Origin of the sequence: Evansella clarkii, from assembly GCF_002019695.1 — a bacterium.
GTDB classification, from domain to species: Bacteria; Bacillota; Bacilli; order Bacillales; family Salisediminibacteriaceae; genus Evansella; species Evansella clarkii.
Genome location: NZ_KV917376.1, coordinates 4,692,677 through 4,717,290 on the forward strand (window position 1 = coordinate 4,692,677; position 24,614 = coordinate 4,717,290).

At 38.9% G+C, this 24,614-nt stretch carries 43 protein-coding genes, 1 tRNA gene and 2 pseudogenes; 6 read left to right on the forward strand and 40 right to left on the reverse strand.

Annotation, left to right across the window (positions count from 1 at the left end; genetic code table 11):
• Positions 1-6: 6 nt before the first annotated feature.
• The 40 genes and pseudogenes from BK582_RS22140 to BK582_RS22325 all read right to left on the reverse strand — a co-directional run bounded on the left by BK582_RS22140 (position 7) and on the right by BK582_RS22325 (position 20,480).
• On the reverse strand, positions 7-381 hold the full coding sequence (locus tag BK582_RS22140; RefSeq protein ID WP_078597116.1) for a hypothetical protein: 375 nt from the start codon (positions 379-381) through the stop codon (positions 7-9).
• A 6-nt stretch (positions 382-387) separates the two neighbouring features.
• The gene (locus tag BK582_RS22145; protein ID WP_244895456.1) at positions 388-777 is read right to left on the reverse strand and encodes a hypothetical protein; all 390 of its coding nucleotides are present in this window, start codon (positions 775-777) and stop codon (positions 388-390) included.
• A complete protein-coding gene (locus BK582_RS22150; RefSeq protein WP_078597117.1) occupies positions 774-1,139 on the reverse strand; it encodes a head-tail adaptor protein in 366 nt (121 codons plus the stop codon). Before BK582_RS22150 ends, BK582_RS22145 begins: the two co-directional genes overlap by 4 nt.
• Positions 1,132-1,428, reverse strand: coding sequence for a hypothetical protein (locus BK582_RS22155; protein ID WP_078597118.1), 297 nt, complete (start codon positions 1,426-1,428; stop codon positions 1,132-1,134). The genes BK582_RS22150 and BK582_RS22155 overlap by 8 nt, the downstream gene beginning before the upstream one ends.
• A 16-nt stretch (positions 1,429-1,444) precedes the next feature.
• A complete protein-coding gene (locus BK582_RS22160; protein WP_078597119.1) occupies positions 1,445-2,608 on the reverse strand; it encodes a phage major capsid protein in 1,164 nt (387 codons plus the stop codon).
• A 6-nt stretch (positions 2,609-2,614) separates the two neighbouring features.
• Entirely contained in the window at positions 2,615-3,406 is a 792-nt protein-coding gene (locus tag BK582_RS22165; protein ID WP_078597120.1) for a head maturation protease, ClpP-related, read from the reverse strand.
• Positions 3,403-4,542 carry a phage portal protein gene (locus BK582_RS22170; RefSeq protein WP_078597121.1) on the reverse strand — a complete coding sequence of 380 codons (1,140 nt, stop codon included), beginning with the start codon at positions 4,540-4,542 and terminating at the stop codon, positions 3,403-3,405. Before BK582_RS22170 ends, BK582_RS22165 begins: the two co-directional genes overlap by 4 nt.
• A 21-nt stretch (positions 4,543-4,563) precedes the next feature.
• Complete coding sequence (locus BK582_RS22175; protein ID WP_078597122.1) at positions 4,564-6,246, reverse strand: terminase TerL endonuclease subunit; 1,683 nt, start codon at positions 6,244-6,246, stop codon at positions 4,564-4,566.
• A 3-nt stretch (positions 6,247-6,249) separates the two neighbouring features.
• A complete protein-coding gene (locus BK582_RS28265; protein WP_338066853.1) occupies positions 6,250-6,576 on the reverse strand; it encodes a hypothetical protein in 327 nt (108 codons plus the stop codon).
• Between the two features lie 27 nt (positions 6,577-6,603).
• A pseudogene (locus BK582_RS28270) lies at positions 6,604-6,762 on the reverse strand (helix-turn-helix domain-containing protein); the annotation flags it as partial.
• Positions 6,763-6,929: 167 nt separating this feature from the next.
• The gene (locus BK582_RS22185; protein ID WP_078597123.1) at positions 6,930-7,157 is read right to left on the reverse strand and encodes a hypothetical protein; all 228 of its coding nucleotides are present in this window, start codon (positions 7,155-7,157) and stop codon (positions 6,930-6,932) included.
• Positions 7,158-7,184: 27 nt separating this feature from the next.
• Positions 7,185-7,505: a hypothetical protein gene (locus BK582_RS22190; RefSeq protein ID WP_078597124.1), complete on the reverse strand. Its 321-nt coding sequence runs from the start codon at positions 7,503-7,505 to the stop codon at positions 7,185-7,187.
• 179 nt (positions 7,506-7,684) lie between these two features.
• On the reverse strand, positions 7,685-8,011 hold the full coding sequence (locus BK582_RS22195) for an HNH endonuclease (RefSeq protein ID WP_078598235.1): 327 nt from the start codon (positions 8,009-8,011) through the stop codon (positions 7,685-7,687).
• 17 nt (positions 8,012-8,028) lie between these two features.
• Positions 8,029-8,340 carry a hypothetical protein gene (locus BK582_RS22200; protein WP_218190752.1) on the reverse strand — a complete coding sequence of 104 codons (312 nt, stop codon included), beginning with the start codon at positions 8,338-8,340 and terminating at the stop codon, positions 8,029-8,031.
• Between the two features lie 201 nt (positions 8,341-8,541).
• Positions 8,542-8,745 (reverse strand): hypothetical protein, encoded by a 204-nt coding sequence (locus tag BK582_RS22210; protein ID WP_078597127.1) that lies wholly within the window; start codon positions 8,743-8,745, stop codon positions 8,542-8,544.
• Between the two features lie 140 nt (positions 8,746-8,885).
• Positions 8,886-9,110, reverse strand: a complete 225-nt coding sequence (locus BK582_RS22215; protein WP_078597128.1) for a hypothetical protein — start codon at positions 9,108-9,110, stop codon at positions 8,886-8,888.
• A 25-nt stretch (positions 9,111-9,135) separates the two neighbouring features.
• A tRNA-Arg gene (locus tag BK582_RS22220) sits at positions 9,136-9,210 on the reverse strand.
• Between the two features lie 436 nt (positions 9,211-9,646).
• A pseudogene (locus tag BK582_RS22225) lies at positions 9,647-10,188 on the reverse strand (site-specific integrase).
• Positions 10,185-10,640 (reverse strand): ArpU family phage packaging/lysis transcriptional regulator, encoded by a 456-nt coding sequence (locus BK582_RS22230; protein WP_244895459.1) that lies wholly within the window; start codon positions 10,638-10,640, stop codon positions 10,185-10,187. The pseudogene BK582_RS22225 and the gene BK582_RS22230 overlap by 4 nt, the downstream one beginning before the upstream one ends.
• An 11-nt stretch (positions 10,641-10,651) precedes the next feature.
• Entirely contained in the window at positions 10,652-10,813 is a 162-nt protein-coding gene (locus tag BK582_RS27335) for a hypothetical protein (protein ID WP_169911205.1), read from the reverse strand.
• Between the two features lie 112 nt (positions 10,814-10,925).
• A complete protein-coding gene (locus tag BK582_RS22235) occupies positions 10,926-11,636 on the reverse strand; it encodes a hypothetical protein (RefSeq protein ID WP_078597129.1) in 711 nt (236 codons plus the stop codon).
• Between the two features lie 44 nt (positions 11,637-11,680).
• Positions 11,681-11,857 (reverse strand): DUF3954 domain-containing protein, encoded by a 177-nt coding sequence (locus BK582_RS22240; protein ID WP_169911207.1) that lies wholly within the window; start codon positions 11,855-11,857, stop codon positions 11,681-11,683.
• A 65-nt stretch (positions 11,858-11,922) separates the two neighbouring features.
• Positions 11,923-12,087 (reverse strand): hypothetical protein, encoded by a 165-nt coding sequence (locus BK582_RS27340; RefSeq protein ID WP_169911209.1) that lies wholly within the window; start codon positions 12,085-12,087, stop codon positions 11,923-11,925.
• Between the two features lie 505 nt (positions 12,088-12,592).
• On the reverse strand, positions 12,593-13,171 hold the full coding sequence (locus tag BK582_RS22250) for a dUTP diphosphatase (RefSeq protein ID WP_078597132.1): 579 nt from the start codon (positions 13,169-13,171) through the stop codon (positions 12,593-12,595).
• Complete coding sequence (locus tag BK582_RS22255; RefSeq protein WP_078597133.1) at positions 13,168-13,485, reverse strand: hypothetical protein; 318 nt, start codon at positions 13,483-13,485, stop codon at positions 13,168-13,170. Before BK582_RS22255 ends, BK582_RS22250 begins: the two co-directional genes overlap by 4 nt.
• On the reverse strand, positions 13,463-13,705 hold the full coding sequence (locus BK582_RS22260; RefSeq protein WP_078597134.1) for a hypothetical protein: 243 nt from the start codon (positions 13,703-13,705) through the stop codon (positions 13,463-13,465). The genes BK582_RS22255 and BK582_RS22260 overlap by 23 nt, the downstream gene beginning before the upstream one ends.
• On the reverse strand, positions 13,705-14,115 hold the full coding sequence (locus BK582_RS22265; protein ID WP_078597135.1) for a YopX family protein: 411 nt from the start codon (positions 14,113-14,115) through the stop codon (positions 13,705-13,707). Before BK582_RS22265 ends, BK582_RS22260 begins: the two co-directional genes overlap by 1 nt.
• Entirely contained in the window at positions 14,112-14,249 is a 138-nt protein-coding gene (locus tag BK582_RS27350) for a hypothetical protein (RefSeq protein ID WP_169911212.1), read from the reverse strand. The genes BK582_RS22265 and BK582_RS27350 overlap by 4 nt, the downstream gene beginning before the upstream one ends.
• Before the next feature lie 43 nt (positions 14,250-14,292).
• A complete protein-coding gene (locus BK582_RS22270; protein ID WP_244895460.1) occupies positions 14,293-15,570 on the reverse strand; it encodes a 5'-3' exonuclease in 1,278 nt (425 codons plus the stop codon).
• 11 nt (positions 15,571-15,581) lie between these two features.
• Positions 15,582-15,806, reverse strand: coding sequence for a hypothetical protein (locus BK582_RS22275; RefSeq protein ID WP_244895461.1), 225 nt, complete (start codon positions 15,804-15,806; stop codon positions 15,582-15,584).
• Positions 15,781-16,122 (reverse strand): hypothetical protein, encoded by a 342-nt coding sequence (locus tag BK582_RS22280; protein WP_078597137.1) that lies wholly within the window; start codon positions 16,120-16,122, stop codon positions 15,781-15,783. Before BK582_RS22280 ends, BK582_RS22275 begins: the two co-directional genes overlap by 26 nt.
• 1 nt (position 16,123) lies before the next feature.
• A complete protein-coding gene (gene fbpA, locus BK582_RS22285; protein WP_078597138.1) occupies positions 16,124-16,273 on the reverse strand; it encodes a Fur-regulated basic protein FbpA in 150 nt (49 codons plus the stop codon).
• A 173-nt stretch (positions 16,274-16,446) separates the two neighbouring features.
• A complete protein-coding gene (locus tag BK582_RS22290) occupies positions 16,447-17,274 on the reverse strand; it encodes a DnaA ATPase domain-containing protein (protein ID WP_218190753.1) in 828 nt (275 codons plus the stop codon).
• Complete coding sequence (locus BK582_RS22295) at positions 17,255-18,187, reverse strand: DnaD domain protein (protein WP_078597140.1); 933 nt, start codon at positions 18,185-18,187, stop codon at positions 17,255-17,257. The genes BK582_RS22290 and BK582_RS22295 overlap by 20 nt, the downstream gene beginning before the upstream one ends.
• Positions 18,188-18,204: 17 nt before the next feature.
• Entirely contained in the window at positions 18,205-18,828 is a 624-nt protein-coding gene (locus BK582_RS22300) for a Rha family transcriptional regulator (RefSeq protein WP_169911217.1), read from the reverse strand.
• Between the two features lie 72 nt (positions 18,829-18,900).
• Positions 18,901-19,098 carry a hypothetical protein gene (locus BK582_RS22305; RefSeq protein WP_078597142.1) on the reverse strand — a complete coding sequence of 66 codons (198 nt, stop codon included), beginning with the start codon at positions 19,096-19,098 and terminating at the stop codon, positions 18,901-18,903.
• A gap of 232 nt (positions 19,099-19,330) precedes the next feature.
• A complete protein-coding gene (locus tag BK582_RS22310) occupies positions 19,331-19,684 on the reverse strand; it encodes a hypothetical protein (RefSeq protein ID WP_078597143.1) in 354 nt (117 codons plus the stop codon).
• Position 19,685: 1 nt separating this feature from the next.
• The gene (locus BK582_RS22315; protein WP_078597144.1) at positions 19,686-19,943 is read right to left on the reverse strand and encodes a helix-turn-helix domain-containing protein; all 258 of its coding nucleotides are present in this window, start codon (positions 19,941-19,943) and stop codon (positions 19,686-19,688) included.
• Positions 19,944-20,035: 92 nt separating this feature from the next.
• Entirely contained in the window at positions 20,036-20,233 is a 198-nt protein-coding gene (locus BK582_RS22320; RefSeq protein WP_078597145.1) for a hypothetical protein, read from the reverse strand.
• Positions 20,234-20,246: 13 nt separating this feature from the next.
• The gene (locus tag BK582_RS22325; protein ID WP_078597146.1) at positions 20,247-20,480 is read right to left on the reverse strand and encodes a helix-turn-helix transcriptional regulator; all 234 of its coding nucleotides are present in this window, start codon (positions 20,478-20,480) and stop codon (positions 20,247-20,249) included.
• A gap of 125 nt (positions 20,481-20,605) precedes the next feature.
• Here BK582_RS22325 and BK582_RS22330 point away from each other — a divergent pair, with 125 nt between their 5' ends.
• From BK582_RS22330 to BK582_RS22345, 6 genes are all read left to right on the forward strand, one after another.
• Entirely contained in the window at positions 20,606-21,043 is a 438-nt protein-coding gene (locus BK582_RS22330) for a helix-turn-helix domain-containing protein (protein WP_078597147.1), read from the forward strand.
• Between the two features lie 251 nt (positions 21,044-21,294).
• A complete protein-coding gene (locus BK582_RS26600; RefSeq protein ID WP_139368285.1) occupies positions 21,295-21,531 on the forward strand; it encodes a hypothetical protein in 237 nt (78 codons plus the stop codon).
• A 95-nt stretch (positions 21,532-21,626) separates the two neighbouring features.
• Positions 21,627-22,238 (forward strand): DUF4352 domain-containing protein, encoded by a 612-nt coding sequence (locus BK582_RS22335; protein ID WP_078597148.1) that lies wholly within the window; start codon positions 21,627-21,629, stop codon positions 22,236-22,238.
• Positions 22,239-22,310: 72 nt separating this feature from the next.
• Entirely contained in the window at positions 22,311-22,487 is a 177-nt protein-coding gene (locus BK582_RS27720; protein WP_218190754.1) for a hypothetical protein, read from the forward strand.
• Positions 22,488-22,499: 12 nt separating this feature from the next.
• Positions 22,500-22,991 (forward strand): ImmA/IrrE family metallo-endopeptidase, encoded by a 492-nt coding sequence (locus tag BK582_RS22340; protein WP_078597149.1) that lies wholly within the window; start codon positions 22,500-22,502, stop codon positions 22,989-22,991.
• Positions 22,992-24,527 (forward strand): recombinase family protein, encoded by a 1,536-nt coding sequence (locus tag BK582_RS22345; protein ID WP_078597150.1) that lies wholly within the window; start codon positions 22,992-22,994, stop codon positions 24,525-24,527.
• The last annotated feature ends 87 nt before the right edge of the window (positions 24,528-24,614 follow it).

A 24,614-nucleotide genomic window follows, 5' to 3' on the forward strand; every position in this document is an offset into this window, starting at 1 on the left:
TCCATTTTATATAATTTCTGAATCATAAGCTTTTCCTTCATAGCGCCTGGCATCACGAAAGACTCCGGTATCTTTATCCCATTCATCCACACCAGCGCCTTGGCCAAAGCCTAAGGTCAACAATACTTTCCTTACTCTCTTTGCTACTTTTTCAGTAAGAAGGGAATCTTTACTCCACACTTCTATCTGATAAAGATAGCTGTCTGAAAGAGGCTTATTGTCTGCATAATCTTCTGGTATAGGTACATCTAAAGAGTCAATGACAATATAAACCCCGCTCATACTTTCCGTAGGCGGGTACTCATAAAACTTTATTGGATTTTTAACGTGTTCATCAATCACTGGATCGGCTTTTAATGCGTCATGTATTTCCCATTTCACACGTTATCACCTCCCCAGCTCTTCACGTATCACACGCTGGTAAGCAGCACGAGCAGCACGAGCAGCACGAGCAACAGCACCTTTTCCTTTAGGGTTTGGATTTTTAACTGTGCCGAACTCGTTTAAGTGAATGATACGGTAACGGCCTTCAGGACCTTTCCAGTGAACTCGAATGGTCCTTTTACCGCCATAATCCATAGGCTCGGAGAAAGTAATTTCGTCCCTTGAAGCTCCAGTTTTAGCAAAACGGTTAAACTCCCTGACCAATACTTCTTTAAATACTTCAGCACCTCTGCGTAAAGCCTGGTCTACTTTCTTTTGCAAGGCTTCTTTACCGTAACGATTATCAAGTTCTTTCAGGAGCTCGTCCATTCCGTCAACTCTTACTCCGCTCACCTTACCACCTCCGCTATGACATTTATAAAATCTTTATTCTGGAGGTCTGGCTGCGCTTGTTTGATGTTGTAAAGTAATCCCCTGTATTCTGGGGCATCCACTTCAACATAATGCAGATTAGTAGGAATGAACTCTTCCTGCGGATCCCTGATAATTACGGTTATATCAGAGAGGGTCCCATTTGCTTTTGCCCTTTCCACATCCCTAAGCCAAACGGTGTCAATTTTAGCCCAGGCAGTAAACACTTTCTGCTTTCCGCCTCCTGGCAAGGGTCCGTCATTAGCTGTGAACTCATAGAAATTAACCGGAGTTCTTAATTCGCCACTGTGCACCCGTGGAGGCTTGTATTCAAAGCTACGCATTCTCTTCACTCTCCTCTTCTTTGATCAGAGATAAAGCGAAGGAATTTATTTCTGCTATAAAGTTATCTTCAAAGTATTCGACTGCATCGTTATAAGCATAGCGCGTTCTTTCGAAAACCAGTTCTTTCCCCGATTCACTTGTCGCTATATCAAACTTGCCGCAAGATCTAACAATACGAGCATATGAAAAAGACAACAACCGTTTTAGATTGCTGTCTTCTGCACTATGGGTTATATGCATACGCTCTTTAAATTCCTTAACTATTTCAGGTGTAATTGATGTTTCCATCAACCGTCACCCCCTTTTAGGCTCCTGCTGGTTCAGATGTTGTGAAATTGATATCCAAATCATAAAGTAGAGCAGCTTTATTGTCACTTGGCTTACCATTTGCAAATTGCTTAATCGTGTAAAGCATCGCATCTTCAATAGCCAGTGTCTGGTCAAACTTGTTTGTTTTATATCCTCCGGCCACAGCTGCAAGATACTCGCCTTTAACGAAGAACAGAGCTTTTTTCTCTGGAATCTCCTCTGATTCAACCACTCGGATATTATAAGGTAAAGATGTCACCCATTGACCATTGGCAGTTTGAATCGTATTGCGAGCTTCTACACTTATAGCATCGACAGGATTAACGACCATAACAATTTTATTTAATACTTTGCGTGCCTTACCTTTTTCATTAGTTGAAAGAGATTTAATGACGTCATGAAGTTCTCCCGCAACAACCTCCCCTTTGTCAGAAGGAGCAAAGGTTAAAGTACCTGAAGAAGTCTTAGTTGTAACTGCGCCTGTTTCAGAATCTTTATTTTTCATTAGACCGATCGGCTCATTTTGGGCAGGTCCTCGACCATTCACTAATCCATATTCCAGACCGACTGAGTAAGATTCAACTAAGAGAGTACGAACGTAACGCTCCACATATTCCGGACCAAGCTCCAGCATGTCTTTTGGGATAACAGCAAAAGCTGTAAGCTTTAATTGTCCAATCTGCTCTTCACTAAACGCCGCACTCACTTGCCCTTTTATTTCACCAAACAGTTGCCCCCAGGCATAAGCCTTTGTTGGATCTGATTTTATGAACCTGGTTACTGCTCCTAAATCTTTCAGTCCAATTGCATCAAGGAGTGGGTGTTCTTCTACCAGATCCTCAAAAATTCTATCTTGCGTAGTAACCGGAAGGATGGAGTCCTCATCAAAACCACCAAACTCGATTGCTTCGTTGAAGAATTTCCTTTCAACAGAAGTAAGAACATTCTGTCCGCGTGCTGCTAAAATTTGAGCATCGTGAACTTCATTACGAGCTGCATTAGTAATTTGTTCCGTTAAATCAGTTTGTAGTGCAGTAAACATTTCTGTGAAGGCTGACTCCAATTGCTCCGGAGTTGAGTTCTCATCTTTCATAACGTTCATATAAGCTGCTTTTTTCGTTTCAAAATTTTCCATCTTACCTTTTAACTTCATCACCATAGTTTGTTACCTCCATTTTTTAAGAAAATTAAAAGAACCTGCATCCTTTTTCGCGCCTGGTGCGATACTTGGAGAAGGTTCTTTTTGTGTTTTATTTAGAATGCCTTTTAATTCGTTCATGATTTGTTGCTTACTTGCGTCATTTAGAACAAGTTCATCATCTTCTTCATTTTCCTCTTCCTCTGACGTGCCTTCCAGTGCATCCGCAAAACCAATCTCTAAAGCCTTTTTAGCACTGAACCAGGTCTCAGCATCAACCTTTTCTCGAATTTCTTCGCGGCTAACATTTGCTTTAGTCATGTAAATGTCAATAATACCTTCTTCTAATTCGTCAAGGATGTCTGCTTCTTTCCGCATTTCCGTTTTTGTTCCCCAAACGATATTACTCGCTTCATGAATCATCATCATTGAACCAAGACCCATGTACAATTCGTCAGCTGCCATTGCGATAACTGATGCTGCAGAACAAGCCCATCCGTCCACATAAACTGTGACTTTTCCATCGTGACGTTTTAATCGGTTGTAGATAGCAATTCCCATGAATGCATCTCCGCCAGGGCTGTTTAAGTGAATTTTGATATCATGGCCTGATGCTTGATTCAAAGCCTCATCCATGTCGCTTGCTGAGAAACTATCACTCCACCAAGAGTTTCCGATAACGCCGTATATGGTAATGTCGCTCGTTTTAGTTTCCTCGTTATGGACAACATTAAATTTTTGAGGGATATCCATTAGCTGTTGAATATAGCTCTGATTTTTAAATTGTTTTAAGAAATCTTTTCTGCTCATTTTTGTCATTCATTCTCACCCCCTTCAACTGCATCAGCTGTTTGATAGTTTTTTGTTATAACAAATTTGTCTAACTCTGGATCGTCCGAACGTTCTTTACCAAACAATTCCCTCACCTCGTTTCGAGTGAAAGCACCAGAAGAAATTAGCTTGTCTACTGCCTCTGAATTTTGAATTAAATCCCTTTCTGTCAATCCGAATACATCAATTCGTTCGCCATTTAAAAAATCATCTTTTGAAATTAATTTTGCGTTTAATTCGTCCTCAATCTTTAACACGAACGGGCCATTACAGAACTTAACAAATGCTTTGATACTCGTTTCATAATCCGAAAGTTCTCCATGAATTAGTGCTTTTGGGATTCCAAGTATGTTGGCCACATCATCAACAAGAGATTTTTTGAGTTTAGTAATTTCTTCAACAGACTGGCCTTTTCCTTCACCCTTTGCAACCTCGTTATAATCAAATCCTTTTAATTTCGGAACAAGCGCCACAGTGTTTTTCTTAAAAGAAGAAAATAATCGATCGATGAAATTTTGTAGATTCTTTTGTGTTTCTTCGTCTAAAGATTGACTAGACCCAACACCGACTGTTCCTCGAATTTGATTGTTCCTCATACTAATATCGATCATACGACTGAATAAATCACCAAAATCATTAAACATACCTTCCATAAATTTTGTCAGCTTTTCATTGTTGTACTCGATGTATAGAACTTCATCCATTCTAAAGTTACGTCTAAATGTGTAGTCTTTAACTGTTACTTCCCGGAACACATCTGGATACAAAGCGTATTCATCACGAGTGAATGTATCAGCAATTAATAGATCGTTTGTATCGGTCAACACAACAAGAACTTCATTGTCATAAATTAATTTATAGACAAACCTTTGCCAAAAACTAGCTGCACTTTGATCTGTATTAGGGCGTACATTTAATAAATAATGCCATTCATTAAATTGTCTTTTATCACCTATCATATACCTAAAATCAGACTGACTTATACTTCTGCCAATAAAGTTGATACACGTTTCTAATGCAATCCTTTTTAGATAGGCTCGGTGATTCGTTTCATAAGTAAGATCCAGGTCAAACATTGATTTAAGCTCTTTGTTACGTCCAAGTATTTTATCTAACCATCCCACTTTTTATCTCCTCACCTCCTTCTAAAAATTAAGAGACCCAAGAACAGTTAATGTGTCTTCAATACTCTCATCTTCCAGTTCATTGGCACGGTACAGCGCGTGGATAAATGCCTGGAAACCATCTGTTTTTCGCTTCACTTCTTCCTTTTTTAAGAACTGTTTGCCATGTTGCGTTTCTTTCACATAGACATTATTGGTAAACCACCGCATTAATGGGTTATCTCCAAAAATGAATTTATGGTTTGCGAATCCGTCCTCCACACGTGGAGCAAGAAGAGGATGGATGCTGGATGGACGGCGTATAGCTTCCACTTCAAAGCCTTGCTCTTCTAATAGAGGCCTTAATATATCAAGCTTGTAATTATCCGCAATTATTTTTTCCACTCCGTGTTCTTCCCGCATTTCTATAAACCAGTTAACTACATGCATAGGGTTTAAGGACGGCTCGTCCACAACTTTCATTAACCCTTGTTGTTCCCATTTTTTAATCGGTGCTTTTTTCCCTGTTCCGAAATCATTGGCGCTGTTTGAGTAACCGTAGTGAACATCACAAAAATGTTTAATGGCGAAGGTGAACGATTTAAAAGCGAATTCGTCTCCCTTTTTAAACAACAGTCCACAGGTGGCGAAATCTCTTACGCTACCGAAGTCTAAAGAGCCTATTGGCTTTGAATTCAATTCGAAAAATGGACGGTTAGTGGCGTCCAGCTCTTCTGGAGTCGCTACTGAGTTTTCCAGGTTATCCATGATGAAGTTCATTCGCTTAGTGACGAACGCTGCATAGCCGGAAGGGTTATTAGTTAACCTCTTGTACTCCTTCATCACTTTACTGAATAATCTTTTCCCGCGTTTATTTAAAGGCTCCTGGAGAGCCGGGTTTGCCTTTGCCCATTTAGAGGGGTCGTCCATTTCGTCCAGATCATCTAATTCACAGATGTACGGGAATATCCCACCGAATTCAGTTACTCCGTTAAGGATGTCCTCACATTCTCGGTACTTGATATCGAAATAACCTTCTCGTACATAACCCTTTGTTCCGATAAAAAATTGCCTTCCACAGTCTACCTTTCCAAGGCCTCCGGAAAACACGTCAACAATATCAGAGGATTCCATTTCGTGGTACTCATCGTATATAACCGCACCTTCACGCCCGCCATCTTGTGAGCTGGCGTTACTTGTCTTATATTCAAAAACGGATTGCGTCTCTAATCCGGTAATGCTGCTTTTAAAAGCATCGAATTCTTCTTTCAGATCCTCGTTACCTTGTTTATTTATGGTGCGAAAACACTCCAAGAAACTTCTCTTTGCCTGCTTTTCAGAGTTAGCAACAATGGACACATCGTAATAATCAATCCCATGCAAAGAGCTGATAAAGTAATTCGCGAGCGTAGAAATATAACCATTCTTCCCGCCGCCTCGCCCCATGTTAATGACAAACTCATCAAACACAGGCTCGTCATCATCTTTACGGAACAAAAAAATGAATGGGGTTATAAACGTCTCCCATTCATCTAATTCAAAATACCATGCTTCACTGAATTCTATATAATTTTCGATTTGCTCATCGTCAAAATAGTAAATGTCATCCCTGGGTAAAATGTATCCTTCAATCAAAGCAATTAACTGGATTCTTTTTTTGTTAAGTAAAAGATCGCCGCGTTTCCATTTTTTTATATATTCGTCAACATATTTATTGTGCAACATACGCTATCGACCTAAAAGTTTGGATTTCCTATCCGGTTTCCTTTGGGGAGATAGATCAGTTAATTGTTTTATGATTGCCTGATAAGTTTTATCGCGATTGTCGTAGTTTTCCACAATGGGCCTCTTACGATCATATGGAACTTGATTTTCACTTTGAGAAAATTTCTCATACTCCCCATTTTCTAAAATATCTTTCCAGTTGTCGTCCAGTAAAATCCTAAGACGTGCAGCTTGAGTGATTAATCCTTCCACAACTTTCAGCTGGTTTTTCGGAATGTTTTCCAAAAGATTTTGCAATCTCTCCACTTCTTCCTCAACACGGTTCTCCATATCCTCAATTCTATCGTTTAATAAATAAAGTACAGATACATCCAATGCCTTCGCAATTTTTGATAAGGTATCTAAACTGGGAGAATTTTTACCTTGTTCCAGGCTGGCATAATAGTTGGTCGAAATTCCGGCCATCTTAGCAAAATCAACCTGCGTTAACTTTTTCTCTTTTCGTTTTTCACGCATTCGAAAACCAACTTTTTGTCTATCCAAACTAATCACCTTCTTTCTGCACGCCCCTGGGAGGAGGGAGGGGGTATTTTTTTCTGTCACAACCGGCGAGTTGACCCCCCGCACCGTTCCCTAGAGAAATTTTTTTGTCGAAACTTTTCGGGCGGGGGGTATTATTATTTTCAAATACTTTCCTTCTTTGCTTCTCTTCTTTTGATTAATACAGGTTTACCTTCCTTTTTAGTGATTGCATGGGTTATAGCAATAGCATCTAATGTTACTTCGTATTCATCGTTTTCAAAATCACTGTATTCTTTCTCAACATAATTAAAAATACTTTCCTCTTTTAATCTTGCAATAACCTTCTTCATCTTTTCATACTCATGAATTGGCATTGTCACTGTTACCATTTGTTTACCCCCTAACATTAGAATCTTTTATTTGTAACTCCTTAAAGTTGATCTCAGTTCTTTCATCTTTGCTTTATGGTTCTCTCTTGATATTTCCCTGTCTTTCTCACGCTCTTTTCTCTTTACTTCTCTTTCATCATCAAATTGTTTTAGAGATCCATAAACAAATAAAGACCAAGCTGCAAGAATCAAAATGTATAGTGTAAAGATAATAGCAGCTGGAACCCAGTAAGGAACATATACAGGAGAAAAATTATTAACTAACCAAGCAGCTCCAATAGCAACCACCTGCAAAGCTAATTGATATATGAAAGATCCAAGTAGAATGCCTGCAATAGTATATTTCACTTGTTTGTCACCACCTTTTATACTTTCTGCCTTACAAAGTTTCTGAATGTCTTAGTATTGTCCTGCATAATATCTGGTGGTTTCGAAAGGTGATGTTGCATAATATCTCTTTCGAGTTTTCTGTTTAATGCTTGTGTCCACAATCGGCATAGATAACATTGAAGACAATTACATTCCATCTAATCCCACCTTTCATCATCTGCCCATTTATTCTTTTTCCTCTTAAACATAAACCGATTATGCTTCTTGTTATGGCACCTAACACATAGCACTTCCAGGTTATCCAACTCCATAGCCAGCTCCGGATGAGTCTCAATTTCTTTTATGTGGTCAACGTCCAACCGTTTATGTTTTTCTGGATCATGGTGATCTGTATACACTCTGCCTTGGCGCTTACACTCCTGGCATTCGTAGTTATCACGATCTAAAACTTCAAGACGAATAGCTTCCCAGTCTTTACTTTTGTAAAAGGCTTTCTTCTGTTTCTCAGTTTTGTATTCGTTCAAGACACTCACCCTGGTCATTAGAAAATTAAAGGTCTCACCTTGTATGCACCTGCACATCCAAACACTTCTGCTGATTTAATTAACTTATCCAAATAACAATGAATATTCCTTAAATCAGTTAATGTCTTGTAGAAAGTTATAAACGCATTGGCTTTATAATCAATGTCTGGAGAATTAAACATTCTTTCATAGTGCTCGTTTCCTGCACATGCCTGGATGTATTTTGAATAAAATTTGAGAAAAATTTCATGAATGTCTTCTTCTGTTACTCCATGCATTAATGCCATCCCATTTAATGTACTTAACTCAAGTTCACTAAGGCCTGTCATTTCCGATAATGTAGCAATGATCATCAACCCCTTTTATAGTTAAGTGTAGTTGTTACAGTGAATTGAATTAAAATAAGCGCGTTCAATATTGTTATAAGAGTTCCAGGGTTCATTACTAAATTGAAAATACAAATTGGAATCATAATAGGTGGAATCGTCTTTTTGATAACATCACAAGTAACCTTTGATAAACTCGTCCCTTCAGTTTTGTATTCCGGCATTAGGCTCACCTAAATCCTCAATGATATTTTCATAAGTCTCGATTATCCTTGCAGCGACTTGAATTTTATGTTCCACTTTTTCTTTTATACGCTTAGACTTCGTGCGCCGATGTATGAAAATTAATCGCCTATGTTGATTTTTGAAATACATTTTTCTCTGTTCCAGAAACTCTTTTACGGTCATATCTAACCACCTCCACCTGTTAACTTTTTAAACTAGAAAAGACAGCCGATAAACACACAGCTGTCCAAGTGATAAATATTAATGTCCACCAAGGGTGACTGTAAATTATCTCCATTGCCTCACCTCAATCATTTCGCCCATTAAGTCTCACTCCAAGGTCCAAGGATTTTGCTACTAATCACTTGGCCATCAGCTTCAAGCTTCTCTACTGTTGTTTCCGAAACATCTACTTCTGCAATTTCATATTCGAAATTCCCGTCTAACAAGACTACTCCGTTATTTGCACTATGGACTATATTATTTAGCACTGACTTATGCTGTTTCTCAGTTAGGACTGACTTTGTTTTTAAAATCAAGAACTTCATAACCATCAGCTCCAAGTTTATAATTTGGTACGCCTACCAGGAATCGAACCTGGACTGTGAAGGTAGAAACATCATGTGCTATCCGTTACACCATAGGCGCATAAAAAGCGCTGCCCTTTTATGGACAACGCTTTAATGTGTGATTTCAAATTATTTTCAATTGGGTCTTCTTATGAAACTTCCTATTTGGCCTACTTCATAGTAGATCCCTCCCTTTCACCTGACATGCAGCATAAATCAAACTGACTCATTGAACCTTTTAAAAGGATGCAATACTACGACAATTACATATTACTACGGATTATCCAAAATATTCTTTTTAAATTCTCCCCAAATTCTCCGCACTAATATTTTCCAGTTCGTGAAGTCCTGTCCTTGAATTACCCATATCTTATATTGTGTTACATTCCCTAAACCTCCAAATCCCTTGATAGACATAAAACAGTCTTGATTCCTAAATATGAATGACACATTTATTTTTTAAAGTTCATTGTATAAATACAGATAAAAAAATAAGCCCTCCTGTATGGATGAGCTTATATCTTAAATTTCTTCATTGCTTTGTCCATGCTGTCTTGGTTGATACCGATATACCTTAATGTAACCTTTGGATCAGAGTGGTTGAATATCTCCTGGAGAAGGGCCACATCCTTTGTCTGCTGATAAAAATGAAGCCGAATGTCTTCCTTAATGTATGGGTCCCTATGTCGTCCAGGTTAACGTGTGCAGCTGCCTCACGTAATATCTTATAAGCCATACTCCTGCCAATCGGTTTATTAATCCCTTTCCTACTGGCAAATAGATATTCATGGTCCTCCTTGTCTTGGATGTACTCATTAAGTTCTTTCCTTAATGCTGCTGTCATATCAATTCGTTTTTGCTTATTCGTTTTCGTTTCTCTCAAATTAAAATACGGCTTCTTAGCGTCCTGCACTCTCAGTGGGAGGATATCCGATATTCTCAATCCACTATTTATCCCTACCAAGAAGAGAATATAATTACGATGGCTCTTTTCTTTCAAGAATCGTTTTATCTCTCTAATAACTTCAGGATCCCGAATCGGCTGAACAAAGTTCATGCCCTCTCCCTCCTTCGTTCATCGTACACTTCAACCTTAAGCATTATAGCAAGCCTTAAAAAGGCTCGACCCTTCAACTTATAATACTTAGTCTCCGAGATGCCTAAATCATTGTATATCTCATAATTGTAGGCATAGGAGCTTTCCATGTATTCTTTAACAATGACGCTTCGTTCTTCTTCCGGAAGCCTGTTAATAGCTTCTACCATTTGTTCAATAAATGCTATTTTCTCTATTTCAGCATCAGCATTTTTAATGGCCACATCCTCCGTCGAAGAATGAAATTGATTGCTGGGTTTAACAGGCACTAACTGTAACGAAGCTGTTACTTTTGGCTGATGAGTTATCGGCAAGGTTAATAGGGCATACTGAAGGGTCTGCAGTTCATCCTCAACTGCTTTGCGTGTCGCTTTCCTATTAATTCTTGGTAGTCGGAAATTGATATTGTTCATAATAGCCTCCTTTATTTTTGCCTGATTGCTCCTCCGCGGCGTTCGTAAGTTCTGCGGTTAATTCCCATTAAATCTTTTAGATCTCTGTCGCTAAGTTTATCCTTGTCTTCTTTAGGCTTATTTTTCTGCTTCTGATTTTTCCAGCGCTTCATTTCTGTTTTTAAATTCCTCATATTTTCCCTCCCACAAATAAAAGAGGGCACCACTCCCCAATTTTGGAGAATGGTGCCCTGCGTTCTTCGCTCAGGCTAAGTATTTTGTTTTGGTTTATCATCGTTCTGCGACTCAATCGTATTCAGGGTTAGTAATCTCTAGCTCACATTTATCTTCATCGATGATTAATTTTGCACCACTTGTATAAATTTTGAATAACGTTTCTTCGAGTCCGTGCAAACCATTTAAAACTGCTTTCACATCAAATTCATTGATATTTTTACGACTGTATCTTTCTTCATTGTTAATCATTACAGAACACAACTCACCTTGACTATTTACAAGCAATCTATATTTACATTGGTATTCACTTATATCATTTCTCGAATCTAAACCGATCCAGTGTGAACTATACGAATCATCTATGTGAAGAGTCATTTCGTGATATTCGTCATATCCTAATTCATTTAAATCCTCGATTTCTTCAATCAATTCTTTAACTAACTCAGACAATTTGTATTCACGTTTTGAATCTGTCAGTAATCCTTCAATCTGATTTTTTATTTGCGCTACACCTTGGTTTGTGATTTCGTCATCCAATTTATCTTTTATCGCTTGAAGAATTAAGTGATTATAAGATGATAAGTTGAGATCTTTAAAGTTAATCTGTAGAGCGTCTCTAGCTGTGTTTTTAAGATCCTTAGAAAAGTCACTCCAATTTCCAAATAAGTCTTTTGCAACATCATTAACAGTTGATTCAACGTGTTTTTCAACAATTTCTTGCACTTTCCCTTCAGACTCCATTTTCTCTAAACTCTCAATTACCATTCTGTTTAAATCCATTTATATAACCCCGTTTCATTTTTTAATTTGCTGCACAGTATGCTTCAAATACGAATCCTCTCTTTCTTCACAACATCCATCATTCTGTGATCTTTCCATGTAACTGTATAATCGCCGTGCCCTGAATCAGGACATTTTATTTTAGTCAACGTGCCATTTTTTACGACATAAATGCAGTTTTCAGTAATATCTATTTCAACAATCCTTTTCTTTTGTTCCAAATTGACCCCTCCCAGTGTATAATCAAGATAGCGACTTACTTGACCGTCCTGGAAGGGGCGGTTTTTTAAAATAATTTTTTGAGTTTTTTTCCTACTTTCTTCTTAGCTACTCTTCCAGCGATTTGCTTCGCACCACCACTTTTACTTTCCCTCACTGAACGAACATCCGTAGCAATCGTAGTTGCAGTATCAATTTTCTTCATTGCAGCACCAAATTTAAAGAATCCCATTATCAATCTCTCCTTTTACATTATTATTTTCTTGCACGAGGCCAGCGATAATCGCCTTTTCTTGGCTGTTTCTTTTGATACCCTATAAAACCTTTCTTGTGCTTCGTCTTATCAATTCTGTTTATATCTTCCTGAGTGACTTTTCTAGTTACTATTTCATTCACAATCAATTACCTACTTCCCATCGCCTTGGAACTAACCTTGGTACCCCAATGTTTTTTTCTTTCAGACTATATCGGCCGTTTCTGTAGTATCGTTGGATTGTTGCTTGTCCAGATGTGAACATAAAGCAGGAATGATCATATTTCCTAATTTCCTTATGTCCTATAAGGTTATTTGCGATTTGTTGCCGACAGTAAAACTTCCTCTGGAAATACGGATGATCGACAGCAAATATATGCTTGCACTCGGCGCACAGCTTCCCAGGCTGTCCTTTATATTTTTTCCTCCGTGATACTTCAGAAATATCAAACAAATGAAGATATTCAATGTCCATAAAATCACCTCAGTAACCATTTTTCTGTCGCTGGTGATTAACTTTGTTTTTCTCATAGTAAGCCTGTTTCACTGTCTCTTCATTAAAACCAAACATGTAGCCGAGCTTGATTAAATAATTGAAGAGGATTTCAATGTTTTTGTGTTTGTCCTCTTTTCTCACATACGGTAAGGTTGCTATTAATTGAGCAATTCCTAAAACCAGGTTGTTTAGATCGTAGCTGCCTGGATCTTTGTATTCGTGCTCATGATATCCGTAGTCATTAGCATTGGATAAAGTAAAGTGTATGGAGTCGATGTACTCCTCTAAGAGTGGGTTTCTCCAATTAGATTCATCTATCTTTTCTAATTCTTCCTCACTTGTTGGGCATCCAAGTTCATGCCAGGTTTCTGAATCTAATACTTTTGTCTTTGGTGATTGATCCTCACTCCAAAACTTGAAAAATCTAGCCTCATTCACACATTCAAATAGTTCGGTTAATAGTGATACAGCTTTCTTCTTCGATAAATCTTTACCTTGCAATTTATGTTCCTGGATAATATGTTCATCCAATTTCTTTTGTTCTGGAAATAACTCATTTAAATTCAAACTGCATCCCCCTTAATTTGACTAATACGAATAGCAATTCCTTCACCTTTCCTGCCATCGTTGTAAAAAGTGAGGTGAAACAAAGCGAGAAATACTTCGTTCTCATCCCTTTTCAGCTTCTTTGCGATAATAGGTAGACTAACACCCTGCATCCATAATCTTTTAATCTCAGCTAATTCTGAGCGAGAAAACAACAAGTCGAAACGGTCTAAGATGATGACAGATTCCCCTGGCTCGTTTTTCATGTAGTTTTCAAGTCCGGCAATTGTTTGACTTTCAGACCACATCTGCTTATCTAGTTGTTGCTGATTCATGTTGACCCTCCGCCTTCTTCAGCCGTTCCAGAAGATAGCGTTCCTGAAGCTTCTGTTGTTCTGAATATCTGTTTAATTCTTCAATCTCATATTTCTGGTCCTCAACTGTTTTCTCAAGCTCAATGATTCGTTGGTAAATATACTGATCCTTAAACTCCTCACTATCTTTCAGAAGGTCTTTAATAGTCTGGTTCATTTCAGGGTAAGTGGTTATAGTCATTATCTGCACTCCTCCAGCAGTTCAGGGTTTTCGTATATGTTGCCGATGACTTCTATCTGGTGCAGCTCATTCCATACTGGAACTGCAGCTGTACCATTATCAATCCACCAGCACCCTTCAAACATTTTTACTTCCCCAATAAATGTCCTTGGTTCTCCAAATGCAAAGACCTGGCGTTTAACAAAATCACCCTCATAAATCTCCTTGCAGTTCTTGTCTTTTATTCCGATAAATTCGCGAAGGGTTATTTCTCCATTTTCATCATAGAATCCACTTACCTGACTTTCTCTTCTCCACCAATGAGCTAAATCGTAACAACCTGTGCAAGCATTAGCATCAAAGTCAATCTCCATTACAACAAGCATCTTTTTTTCTTCTTTGTGCCAACCTTGGTATTTAATTTCCCTCACGCCTCCACAACCTCCTTCTCTTCCTCGCCTAATCTATCAATTGCATAATCAAACATTTCCTGATGACACTTATCGCATAACGGCACCTGGCGCGGGGAAACAAGAGTCACTTTACACTCAACACATTTATTCATTTTCAGTCCTCCCAGGGTTTATTTGTATAACCTTATCCAGACCTTAAATATTATTGAAATTCAGCCATTTAAAAGCTCTATCCGTTCCTTGCCGGTTAATATTTAATATGAAGCTACTAAAATCATTGGGGAGCTCAGGGATGTCACGGACAATAGTTACAAGTTTTTTACTGAGTTCAACGTCCGACCGGCCATCCTCCAGTTTCTTGCTGTACCGTTTGAATTTCTTATCAAAGTTTTCAAGGTTCTCGTATATACCGTCCAAACCCTTATACTGTTGCACTAATGGTAGAGCAGCCTTTTCACCTACTCCTTTACAGCCTGGTATGTTGTCTGAGCTTTTCCCTGTTTCACCAAGTAAGGCCTTAACGTCAATCCACTGAGAAGGTTTTATTCCATATTCAGTCTCGAATGAGTCGGCCGAGAAACGAATGTCTTCCTTGTTTTTACTAAGGACCTGTATGATTCGTTTGTTTTCATCCAGTAGCTGAAAGAGGTCTTTATCTGATGAATATATATAGCAGCTTCCCTTGTCTGTAATGTTTGTCCACTTCTTAGAAAGAGCCCCGATCAGGTCATCAGCTTCATAAGGAAGCATCTTCAACTGTGGAATATTCATCATTTTTAGGGCTTCTTCCGTTGTTTCGAATTGTTGTTTTAGTTCTGGCTCCGTTTCGCCACGTAAACCCTTGTATTCCGGATATATCTTACGTCGGAACGTTTCAGATCTGCCCACGTCCCAGCAAACAACTACATGATTAGTGTTAAATTGCTTAATCAGCCTTAACAATTTTTTAATAAATACATAGACTCCGTTTGTATAAAGTCCTTCCTGATTTTGAAGCAACTTTCCCCGGAAGCTTGTGGCAAAGTACCCTCTTGAAAGTAAATTGGCTCCATCGATAAGTAAGAGATTGTCATTGGTAGTCGTTGTCTTCTTTTCTGCTTCCATCACTTTCTTAAGGCTAAGGATTAAACTGCCATCTATAACGTTGGCTGAGAGTAACGATTTCCTTTGCTGTTTATAGGCTTTAACTTTCATAGAGTTTAGTAACTCTATCAGACTGTTAACATCCAATCCTATAAGTTTAGAGCTCTTAAGCTGTACAATGTCGCCTTGCGAAGTGGATGTTATATGTGTATCGCTATTCCTTGCTATATCGGTAGATAACGTGACTATCAGGCGGTGGTTTTTTATTTCAACATTCGCAACAGAGTAATTCTTATCTTGTCTCGATAAAACCCTGGATAAGGAATTGATTTCAGCTTCAAATGTTTTGGGAGAAGCCTTATGTGAGGCCATTTGTACAAAGTGTTGCATCACATCCTCCTTTAAAACAGAGCTAATTGTTCAAATTTCACCTCAGTTTCAGGTGTGTCCTCTTCTTCCTCCTGGATCACTTCAAAGTGTTTTGCCCGGTAGCATCCGAAGTGGCTTCTTTTGCTGTTGAACCTTGATGCATAGAAGTGATTTGCACCGTTCGGGAAAAGAAAGTATTTCTTCCCTTCCTGGAGGGTTAATGTGTCGCCTTTATCGATGCAGATACCTTGCATCATGGATTCCTCCTTCGATAATCTTCGCTTTCTGCCTTAACCGTTTTATTTCTAAGTCTCCTGGAAGTTTAGCCTGAAGGTGTAATTTATAATGGTGAGGGCACATATCGGCATGATGACCAACATTTTTACTACAATCAGGGCAAATGGGTAAGTCGCAAGTTTCATTGTGCCCTGTTGCATTCGCTTCCTGAAATTGCTTCCAGCTCCTCGCAAATATAATTCCGTTGCTATATTTGATTACGTAATCACAGAGTAGGGTTGCTTTTTTCACCCCGCATATGGAGCAAGGGTTTTCAAATACACCTGGTTCATTCACTTCAAGATCTCACCTCTTTTAACTCTGGCAACCTGACATACTCAACTTCCAGTTCCTGCAGAGTAAGTTTCCTTAGTGGTCGTCCGTCTCTAGCTTCGAAGAATCCCTGCCGTTCAAGTTCCTGGATAAGTATTGCTCGTCTTAAGAGCATCAGATTGCCTCCTTCGCCTTTTCTGTTAATCTCTCATACCATTCCTCAAATCGTTTCCTTCTTGCTGCACGTTCTTCAGGCGGGCAATCGTAGCAATGGTGAAACTTACTAACAGAACCATCTGTTATGTGGATAACTCCTTTTCCTCCGCACGTATTACACATGCAGCTCACCTACTTTCCCTGGAACAATAAATGCTCCAGATCCTCATTTTCCTTTTTAGCTTTATCCGCCCTTATACACTCTTCAGGCATTTCAATTTCAACTGCCATTTCTTCCACCCGGCTTTGGATCCGTCCTTGCCTGTAGATACTGTCTAATTCGCTTATCCGGTAGTTAGAAGAAAAAATGGTAATTTTCTTGGACTCCATCCGGCTGTTTATAAGAGTTGTCATCGTTCTTTCAATCCAGCCACTTTTGTCTTCCAGCATTTCCACTCCTAAGTCATCCAAAATTAGCAGGTCAGCATCCATGTACATTTCCATTACGTCATGGCTGGTAACTGAGGTGTTCTTATTCCCCCAGGTCCGTTGCATGGATTTAAGGAGTAAGTCCGTCTGGATGTAAATAGACTTCACTTCAGAATGCCTGGAATTAATAGCATTACTGATACTTGATATAAGTCTTGTCTTTCCACTGCCTTTCGTTCGGCTATAGAAATATAATCCCTTGCCTTGTTTCTGCATTTCGCTGAAGAACCAGACAAAGTTTTTAGCTGCGGTTTTAGCAAGCTTTGCTATCTCCTGCGACTCTTGTTTCTTGTAAATGCTCACGTCAAAGTTGTTAATAGTCGCATCCCTGAAGTTTTCCGGTACATGGGAATAATGTATCTTTGACTGTACTTCCTTCTGCTTCAGGCATTTACAAGGCTCTTTCCATTCGTCCATGACCGGTTCATGCCTAAGTCTCCAATCCTTCCACCAGATCCAACCGGAGCCATCACACTCGTTAAACTGACAATTATCATTTGGTGCAGTGATTTTAGTTTTTCCTGCCTTCAAGGATTCGCTTCCGGCGTTCAAGCGCTTCGCTAGGGCGGGGCTTTTCTTCGCCAGGTCCTGCAATATTTGGTTGAGTGTTTCCATGAGCTCCACCCTTCTTTCGGTTCTTATACTCCTTAATCAGTGCCTCCGCCTGTTGCTTATTTTTAGCACCACTTTGGCACCAATCCTTAAGTATCTGGCTAACGTAGTTAAAGTTTCGCACATTGTTTTCCAGTGCTATCTGCATCGCCAGTACAATCACTTCTTCTGGTTCATCAAAGCATTCTTCGTCCAACCACATGGAAATTTTCTCTGACATATAGCTGCTTAACATTCCAAAGTTTTGTTGGTAAAAATCAAATGGATTCGCACGCGCTTTTTCTTCTTCTTTTTCTAAGTACTTAATCTCTGTAATAATCTTTGTATTTGTCTTACGTTCTAATGTAGGTGGGTCCCCCTCTCCAATGTAGGAGGGTGGTACATTGGAATGTAAGAGGGTGTCATCTGGTAAATTGTACGTCAGATATTCAATCCCATCCGGCACTGGTGCAACAAACATAACGTTATTTAGTACTTTTCCTTTAACTGTAATTGTCCTGAAATCCCGGATAATGAATCCGCCTTCCTCAAGATAATCACATGCGTGTTTTGCTTGCCTTTTAGTTAAACCAAATTGTTCAGCAAAAGAGCCATAATCGCGCTGTAGCATATCACTTGCAAACTTCTTTTTTACCTTAGTAATCACCCCTGATGCTTCGTCACGTTCGATAGTTGGCCGGTACCAGTAAACAATATCAGCTAAGATAAAAATGGCTGCTGTATAAGGCTTACCACTATCAAACGTAAGATGCTTAAACCATGGGAACGGGATAACTGTTCCGGAAATGTGAAACTTCCCTATTGAATCAACAACTGCATTCCCTGTATTCATGATGTGCTTGTCCCCCTTTAGGACTCTCCAAATTTACGACAGTCCCATTCTCTTATAAATTTCAGTGCGTCTTCGAAGTCTATTAATCTAATATCCCGATACGAATTCACTTCAAAAATATCTTTGATATCTTTGTATAACTTGGAATAGTACTTCCTTCTTCCAGAATCTCTAACAGACGTGAAGAGGGTATGAATTCGATTCTTAACCTCACTCTGTATTTCTTTTTGCTGGTGAGATTTAATAGTAATACGGTCCTCATATTCCTCTAATAAGATACCTGTATTTGAAAAGTTCTGGATAGCTTCCTGTGCTCTTTTTTGACTCTCCAAATTTTCGCGCATCCTATTAAATTCATTGATATACCGTTCTTTAAATTTCATTGCTTGCTCTCCGGTATATCCCATAGCAAGCATGTAAAATCCGTCCTCCGAAACAATGTAAAGGGGCATTTTCCTGCTCTGCTTATTAACATAGGAGGACTCTCCATAATTGCGTGTGTGGAATTCTTCAGAGCATTTGAGATTCCGAATATCCCTTAACACTTTGTCATGACGTTTTTCAAAAACGTCTGCAATTGTAAGTGAGTCAGTTACCACCTGATGGTCCTGGGTGTAAACAAGATCAATGGCTTGTTCCACGTCCCTGCCTCCTTTCATTTCTGTTGAGTAGGTTAAATAGTTTTCTCTTCTTTCATGGAGAACATCTTCGAACTACGAAACAACCGAAAAGAATATTTTTTCTCCTTCTGCTGTCACTCGGAAATAAGCCATGCTATCTTCCCAACCTCTATGCTTTGTGGCATAACCCTTATTTACTAAGTCATTCCACTCTTTGTTATTTGCTTCCGCATAAAATCTATTCCCGTTTTTTAATGCGTGTTTTACTAATGAAACCTGTATTACATCCATTTTATTCACTCCTTTTTATGTCATAATTTTGGTCTAAACTGTCGGCTTCATTCACCTTCCTTTCTGATGCCAGCTGCACCGATCAGTTCATATCAGAGGATTGCGAAGGAGGAGGCGAAAAACAATCTTGATATGAACCCATCGGCAAAGCCGGATGGCTTGCCTTGATATTAAAAGGGGGTTATAATCGAATTAGGTTAAATATTTTTTTGTTCTTTCTACAGCTGATCGTTCACGCGGTCAGCTCTTTCTTTTGGCCTACCTTCGGACCATTATCTCTCTGGAAGATAATCCTCTTAATATCTACTTCATGAGCAATATTGAGCAGGAGCTGCCTGCGTTCTTTCATTTCACTTGCTCCATGTTTTTTGAACAACATAATGCTTGTCCTCTTTAAAGCCAGAGAAATCTGCCTCATTCCCATTCCGTCTAATTCTGCTTCCTTTTTAAACCGAACAACTTTAGCAAAATCGAGATCAAACAGATCACGTTCTGATTTAGGTAGTGTGTCCCTGTAAGTTTGCATAGAGCTAATAACTGTCCTTATTTTCTTATTATTAAAATCTTTCAATGGTTGAGTTTTCATATTATCCTCCAAATAATCTGGCTATCATTTCTAAACCCTGTGTAATTGTGTTTGGATCAATGCCTATCAATGTTGCGATCATGATGTCCTGGGCGTTAGTATGTTTTGCCCATTGGACAAAAGTTGGTACATCAATAATTTGCTTATTGTTTTCGAGCTTTGAAATTGTACTACGTGGCATGTAAAGCTTCTCAGCAAGTAATTCTTGTGATAGTCCTTTTCGCTTCCTTGCCGCCTTTAAAACGGCGCCGACATCCACTCCCCTCACCCCCTCCCAATTGTTCTGAATTAGAACATGTTCTGATGATGAACAGACAAGTTATTATGATGGTCATACAATGAAGGTAAGAGCTAACTTACTTTCTCTTTGCTGAGAAGCTCCGTTAATTCGTCATACATAGGGGTGATTGGCTTCTTTTTTTCGCCCCATTCACGCATTAAGCGCAGTGCTTCTTTTTCGTCCTGGTAGGACAATTCAGCGATTAGCTTCGGGATCTCCATTTTCTTGTGCAAAATCACCGGGTCGATTGGTAGGTTTGTTGATTGCATATTAATCCTCCTTTCAGGCTGAATTGGGTTTTTGTTTAACACGTTGAACACTATCTATAAAAAAAATTTGCGATACATCTTTTTTCAATGCCTTAGCAATAGAAAACATTAGCATTCCAGAAACATCTTTATGGTCTTTCTTTTCAATATTATAGATGGTTTGCCTTGTCGTTCCTGCCCTTCTCGCTAATTCAGAAACAGACATTCCGATTTCGGTTCTTACTTCTTTCAGCTTGTTGTTCAACACGTTTAACACCTCCTTGTACACATTGTAAAACACGTTAAACACTAGTGTCAAGTATGTAGAACAAAAAATATTATGAAATTTTTATTCCAATAGTGTAAAGTATGTATTACAGGTAGGTGGAGAATGTGAACGAAATTAGTAATGTTATCAGAGAATTAAGGGGAAAAGATTCCTTAAGATCCGCAGCTAAAAAAATTGGCATAAGTCACAGTTATCTAAGTATGTTAGAAAGTGGCTTAGATCACAGAACTAAGGCTCCAATAAAACCATCTCCGGATACATTGAGGGCGATTTCAGAAGCTTACAACTACCCTTACAAGAAACTACTCGAAATTGCAGGGTACATTGAACCCGAAGAAAATAACTACGACCCCCTCGAAGATTTAAAACAGTACATGATCGAAAACAACATGCAAGACATGGACTTCGGATTTTTTGATATAGAAAAGTGGAAAAAGCTAGGACCCGATGAAATTGACGAGGTTAAACGGCATTTTGAGTGGGTAGCCGCAAAGGCCGAGCAGATGGCTAGAGAAGAAGAGGAACGAAAAAAGAAGAAATGATGCCGCTCTATAAAGTAATTTATAGGTGAAAACCGGATGAATTCAGGGAAAGCCTAAGTCCTTGGATAAGGTAACCTTGATCCAAGCCAGGGAACCCTTTAAAGTACCTGGAAGGTGCAACGCATAGTCGGTGAGCAAAGGGAGCAATAATCCGGCCACGAGCGTCCGGCATCCCTCAAGGGATGAAGATATATGCTGAACTTTATGGAAACATAAAGAAGCACCGGATAAAAAACCGGTGCGATAACAAAATGATAGCAGTCGAAAGCTTGTCGTCAGTAACTCAGACTCTCGATAATGTAACTACGGGGGTAGATAATACACTAATGACCGGCAACATCAAATCAGTTGTAGAAGAAGCCTGCAGAATCAGTCCTAAGCTTTCCGACTACGGTATTAATTTTATTCTTCTTTTCTTTTATTATACCATTTATATGTATGATAACCATTATTGGTGTTCTTCTTTTTTTTATCTTTTTACTGTTTAAATTTGTCATTTTAAGATATATTTACTACTTAGTGGTGATAATTGGCTTTTGCCAATCACATATAAAAATACATTACATAAAGGGGAAATTTTGTTATGAAGAAAATTTTATCAGTTTTATCTTTATCTACTATTTTGATGTTGGCTGCATGCGGGGAGTCGGAGGTAACACCTGTGGAAGGGAGCACAAACAATAACTCTGATAACGACAACACAGAAGTAAATGAGTCAAATAACAACGGAAATGAAGAAAATGACAACGTTGCTGATAATGAAGATAATGATGCAAACGACAACGAAGGAAGCGAAGAAGGCGGAGATCAAGAAGAATCTGTCTCTATTGGTGATACTATTAATTTTGACGGCTTAGAAATTACAATTAATGATGCCTACTCTACTGATGGCGGAGAATTTGACGAGGCTGAGTATGACCACTTCGTAGTGTTGGATTTAACTATTGAAAACACAACAGAAGAAGCTGCTAATGTATCTACACTCCTCCAAATGTCGTTACAAGACGAAGAAGGGTATACGCACGACCCAGCCTTTATGATGGATTTAAAAGGAACGCTGGATGGAGAAATCGGTCCAGGACGTGACAACCGCGGAGAAGTAGGTTTTGATGTTAATGAATCCGGAGTTTATGAATTTATCTTCGAACATCCATTCACAACTGGACAAGCAATCTGGGAAATCGAGATTGACTGAATTAATATAAAGAAAGGCCCTTATCGGGCTTTTCTTTTCAAACAAAAAGGGAACAAATGTTCTTTTTGGGAGGTGATACTGCTGGGTGAATGGGTAAAAATCTCTGAAAATAGGATTCAAATAATTGATAAAGGGCTTAAGATTCCGGTCTTCACTTCATTTAAATTAATAGATGGAGAAATATATGGAAAATTAGAAGGTTACAAGGTAGCTCCTGAAAAATTGACCCCTAGCTACTACCAACATTAAGGAGTGGTCACTGTGCAATACATCCATAGCCACCGAGAAGAATGGGTACTTCGCTTTTATAAACGTATGCAAATCAATCACCCAGATGATATTGATATAAAGGTAATCGCTCGACATCATCGTATTTATTTAAAATACCACTATAAACCCACAACATTCGTCCAGATGGGCAATTATCGGGCAATCAATCTGCAATATGGACTGACTACTCAGGAAGAGAGGATTCACTTTTTTCATGAATTAGGGCATTTGTTGAGACATTCTGGTAGTCAATTATTTATGACTGATAGTTTTAAAGAGTTGCAGGAATGGGATGCTAATTTTTTTACCTTTTATGCCTCTCTCCCGTTTCATATGATAAAGGATTATGATTTTGATGATAAAGGTACGATTATTGAATTAAGTCAGGTATTCATGGTTCCGGAGTGGTTTGCTGCTAAACGGGTTGAGTTTATAAAAAAGAAAACTCATGAATATCAACTTCTCATGAAAGGAGTCATATAAATGCGTTGTGCTAAATACATAAGAGTCAGCACTCATCTGCAGGAGAAGAAGTTTTCCCTAGCTGCTCAGCAGTTAGAATTAGAGGAATACGCAAAGAAACAAGGGTGGAAGATAATTGGGGAATTCAAAGACGTAGAAACGGGCGGCAAGCTTAACAAAAAGGGATTAAGTAAAATGCTAGACCTTGTAGAAGATGGCCGGATAGATGTTGTCCTCTGTATCGACCAGGACAGACTTTCAAGGCTTGATACAGTTGCCTGGGAATACCTTAAATCCACATTACGGGACAACAATGTAAAGATAGCTGAGCCGGGGACCATTACAGACCTTGGAGACGAGGATCAGGAGTTCATTTCTGACATTAAGAACCTTATTGCCCGTAGAGAGAAAAAGTCTATTGTGAAGCGAATGATGCGCGGAAAACGGCAGCGACTTCGCGAAGGTAAGCCCTGGGGAAAGCCGCCGATCGGATATACTTACAATAAGGAAACAAGCACTTTTCATATTGATGAGAAATGGGCTTGGGTAATCCCTATGATTGACCGCTTATACCTCGAAGAACAACTCGGTATGAAGACCATTGCACACAAGCTAAATGAGGTGTCCAGGACTCCGCGTGGGACTCTCTGGAATGAAACGCTTGTATTCCGTCGATTGGTCTCTAAAGCCTTCCACGGTGTCATGGAGAAGAAATTCTCTAATGGGGAAACCATTGAAATAGAAAATATATACCCTCCATTAAGAACCAAAGAAACTTACGAACGAATCCAGGAAGAACGAAAAAAACGAGGGACCATTTACAAGGCCACCAGCCGGCGCAGAGAAAATTTAAATATACTTAGACGAACTCTTGTTACATGTGGCCTATGCGGGCGAAAACTTAGCTTACAGCAAAATTCTCCCTGGCATGATCCGAATTATTATTTAAAGCACGGAAGAAAACAAATGGGGTTAAAGGAAGAGGCAGTTTGTGATATTTCTGTTAATACAAAACGTTTTGAACCAAACTTAATTAAAGCAATCAAAGACATTTTGACAGACGAATCATTTGCAATGAAGTATATAAATTTAGAAACTACTCCTGACGATCTTACCGAGTTAAAACAAAAAACAAGTATTGCTAAAAAGAATATGCAAGCAGTCCAGGAAAAGATTGATCGATTACTCGACCTATACTTGGATGGTAAATTTTCAAAGGAACAGCTTGACCAAAGGCAAAAGCAATTAGAGATACAATTAAATCAGCTTGAAGAGGAATATAAACAGGCTACAGCGAAGTTAGAGGCATATAAGCGTAAAGAGTGGAATTACGAAACAATTTATGCTTATCTGGAGATAGCAAAAGACTTCGACACAGACCTCACCCACTTGGAACGAGCGCAGCTGCTCGGTAGCCTCTTTCCGAAAGCTATCCTCTATAAAGAGAAGATTGTCTTAATTGGAACCATAAACGAAGAATTGCCACTGGAAATTGAGATACCCATCGAATTAGACCGTTATTTATGGCACCACAGCAAGAAAAAGAAGGGTGTTTAATGTACCCTTTTTATGTTCTTGCCCCCCTTCATTTCAATTAAGGTAAACCCTTTTTCATTTCTAAGTCCCTTGTTAATTAACGATTTA

Coding starts and splice junctions, on each gene's coding strand:
- BK582_RS22155 (WP_078597118.1), bottom strand. CDS start 1,428: ATGGAAACATCAATTACACCTGAAATAGTTAAGGAATTTAAAGAGCGT.
- BK582_RS22165 (WP_078597120.1), bottom strand. CDS start 3,406: ATGACAAAAATGAGCAGAAAAGATTTCTTAAAACAATTTAAAAATCAG.
- BK582_RS22275 (WP_244895461.1), bottom strand. CDS start 15,806: ATGATGCAAGGTATCTGCATCGATAAAGGCGACACATTAACCCTCCAG.
- BK582_RS22185 (WP_078597123.1), bottom strand. CDS start 7,157: ATGGTAACAGTGACAATGCCAATTCATGAGTATGAAAAGATGAAGAAG.
- BK582_RS22235 (WP_078597129.1), bottom strand. CDS start 11,636: ATGGATTTAAACAGAATGGTAATTGAGAGTTTAGAGAAAATGGAGTCT.
- BK582_RS22310 (WP_078597143.1), bottom strand. CDS start 19,684: ATGAAAACTCAACCATTGAAAGATTTTAATAATAAGAAAATAAGGACA.
- BK582_RS22295 (WP_078597140.1), bottom strand. CDS start 18,187: ATGAATACAGGGAATGCAGTTGTTGATTCAATAGGGAAGTTTCACATT.
- BK582_RS22175 (WP_078597122.1), bottom strand. CDS start 6,246: ATGTTGCACAATAAATATGTTGACGAATATATAAAAAAATGGAAACGC.
- BK582_RS27340 (WP_169911209.1), bottom strand. CDS start 12,087: ATGGGATTCTTTAAATTTGGTGCTGCAATGAAGAAAATTGATACTGCA.
- BK582_RS22215 (WP_078597128.1), bottom strand. CDS start 9,110: ATGAAGTTCTTGATTTTAAAAACAAAGTCAGTCCTAACTGAGAAACAG.
- BK582_RS22270 (WP_244895460.1), bottom strand. CDS start 15,570: ATGCAACACTTTGTACAAATGGCCTCACATAAGGCTTCTCCCAAAACA.
- BK582_RS26600 (WP_139368285.1), top strand. CDS start 21,295: ATGATAGCAGTCGAAAGCTTGTCGTCAGTAACTCAGACTCTCGATAAT.
- fbpA (WP_078597138.1), bottom strand. CDS start 16,273: ATGCTCTTAAGACGAGCAATACTTATCCAGGAACTTGAACGGCAGGGA.
- BK582_RS22150 (WP_078597117.1), bottom strand. CDS start 1,139: ATGCGTAGCTTTGAATACAAGCCTCCACGGGTGCACAGTGGCGAATTA.
- BK582_RS22320 (WP_078597145.1), bottom strand. CDS start 20,233: ATGCAATCAACAAACCTACCAATCGACCCGGTGATTTTGCACAAGAAA.
- BK582_RS22260 (WP_078597134.1), bottom strand. CDS start 13,705: ATGACTATAACCACTTACCCTGAAATGAACCAGACTATTAAAGACCTT.
- BK582_RS27335 (WP_169911205.1), bottom strand. CDS start 10,813: ATGAGGAATTTAAAAACAGAAATGAAGCGCTGGAAAAATCAGAAGCAG.
- BK582_RS28265 (WP_338066853.1), bottom strand. CDS start 6,576: ATGGAGAACCGTGTTGAGGAAGAAGTGGAGAGATTGCAAAATCTTTTG.
- BK582_RS22345 (WP_078597150.1), top strand. CDS start 22,992: ATGCGTTGTGCTAAATACATAAGAGTCAGCACTCATCTGCAGGAGAAG.
- BK582_RS22305 (WP_078597142.1), bottom strand. CDS start 19,098: ATGGATGTAATACAGGTTTCATTAGTAAAACACGCATTAAAAAACGGG.
- BK582_RS22200 (WP_218190752.1), bottom strand. CDS start 8,340: ATGACAGGCCTTAGTGAACTTGAGTTAAGTACATTAAATGGGATGGCA.
- BK582_RS27350 (WP_169911212.1), bottom strand. CDS start 14,249: ATGAATAAATGTGTTGAGTGTAAAGTGACTCTTGTTTCCCCGCGCCAG.
- BK582_RS22160 (WP_078597119.1), bottom strand. CDS start 2,608: ATGGTGATGAAGTTAAAAGGTAAGATGGAAAATTTTGAAACGAAAAAA.
- BK582_RS22255 (WP_078597133.1), bottom strand. CDS start 13,485: ATGAATCAGCAACAACTAGATAAGCAGATGTGGTCTGAAAGTCAAACA.
- BK582_RS22335 (WP_078597148.1), top strand. CDS start 21,627: ATGAAGAAAATTTTATCAGTTTTATCTTTATCTACTATTTTGATGTTG.
- BK582_RS22210 (WP_078597127.1), bottom strand. CDS start 8,745: ATGACCGTAAAAGAGTTTCTGGAACAGAGAAAAATGTATTTCAAAAAT.
- BK582_RS22230 (WP_244895459.1), bottom strand. CDS start 10,640: ATGAACAATATCAATTTCCGACTACCAAGAATTAATAGGAAAGCGACA.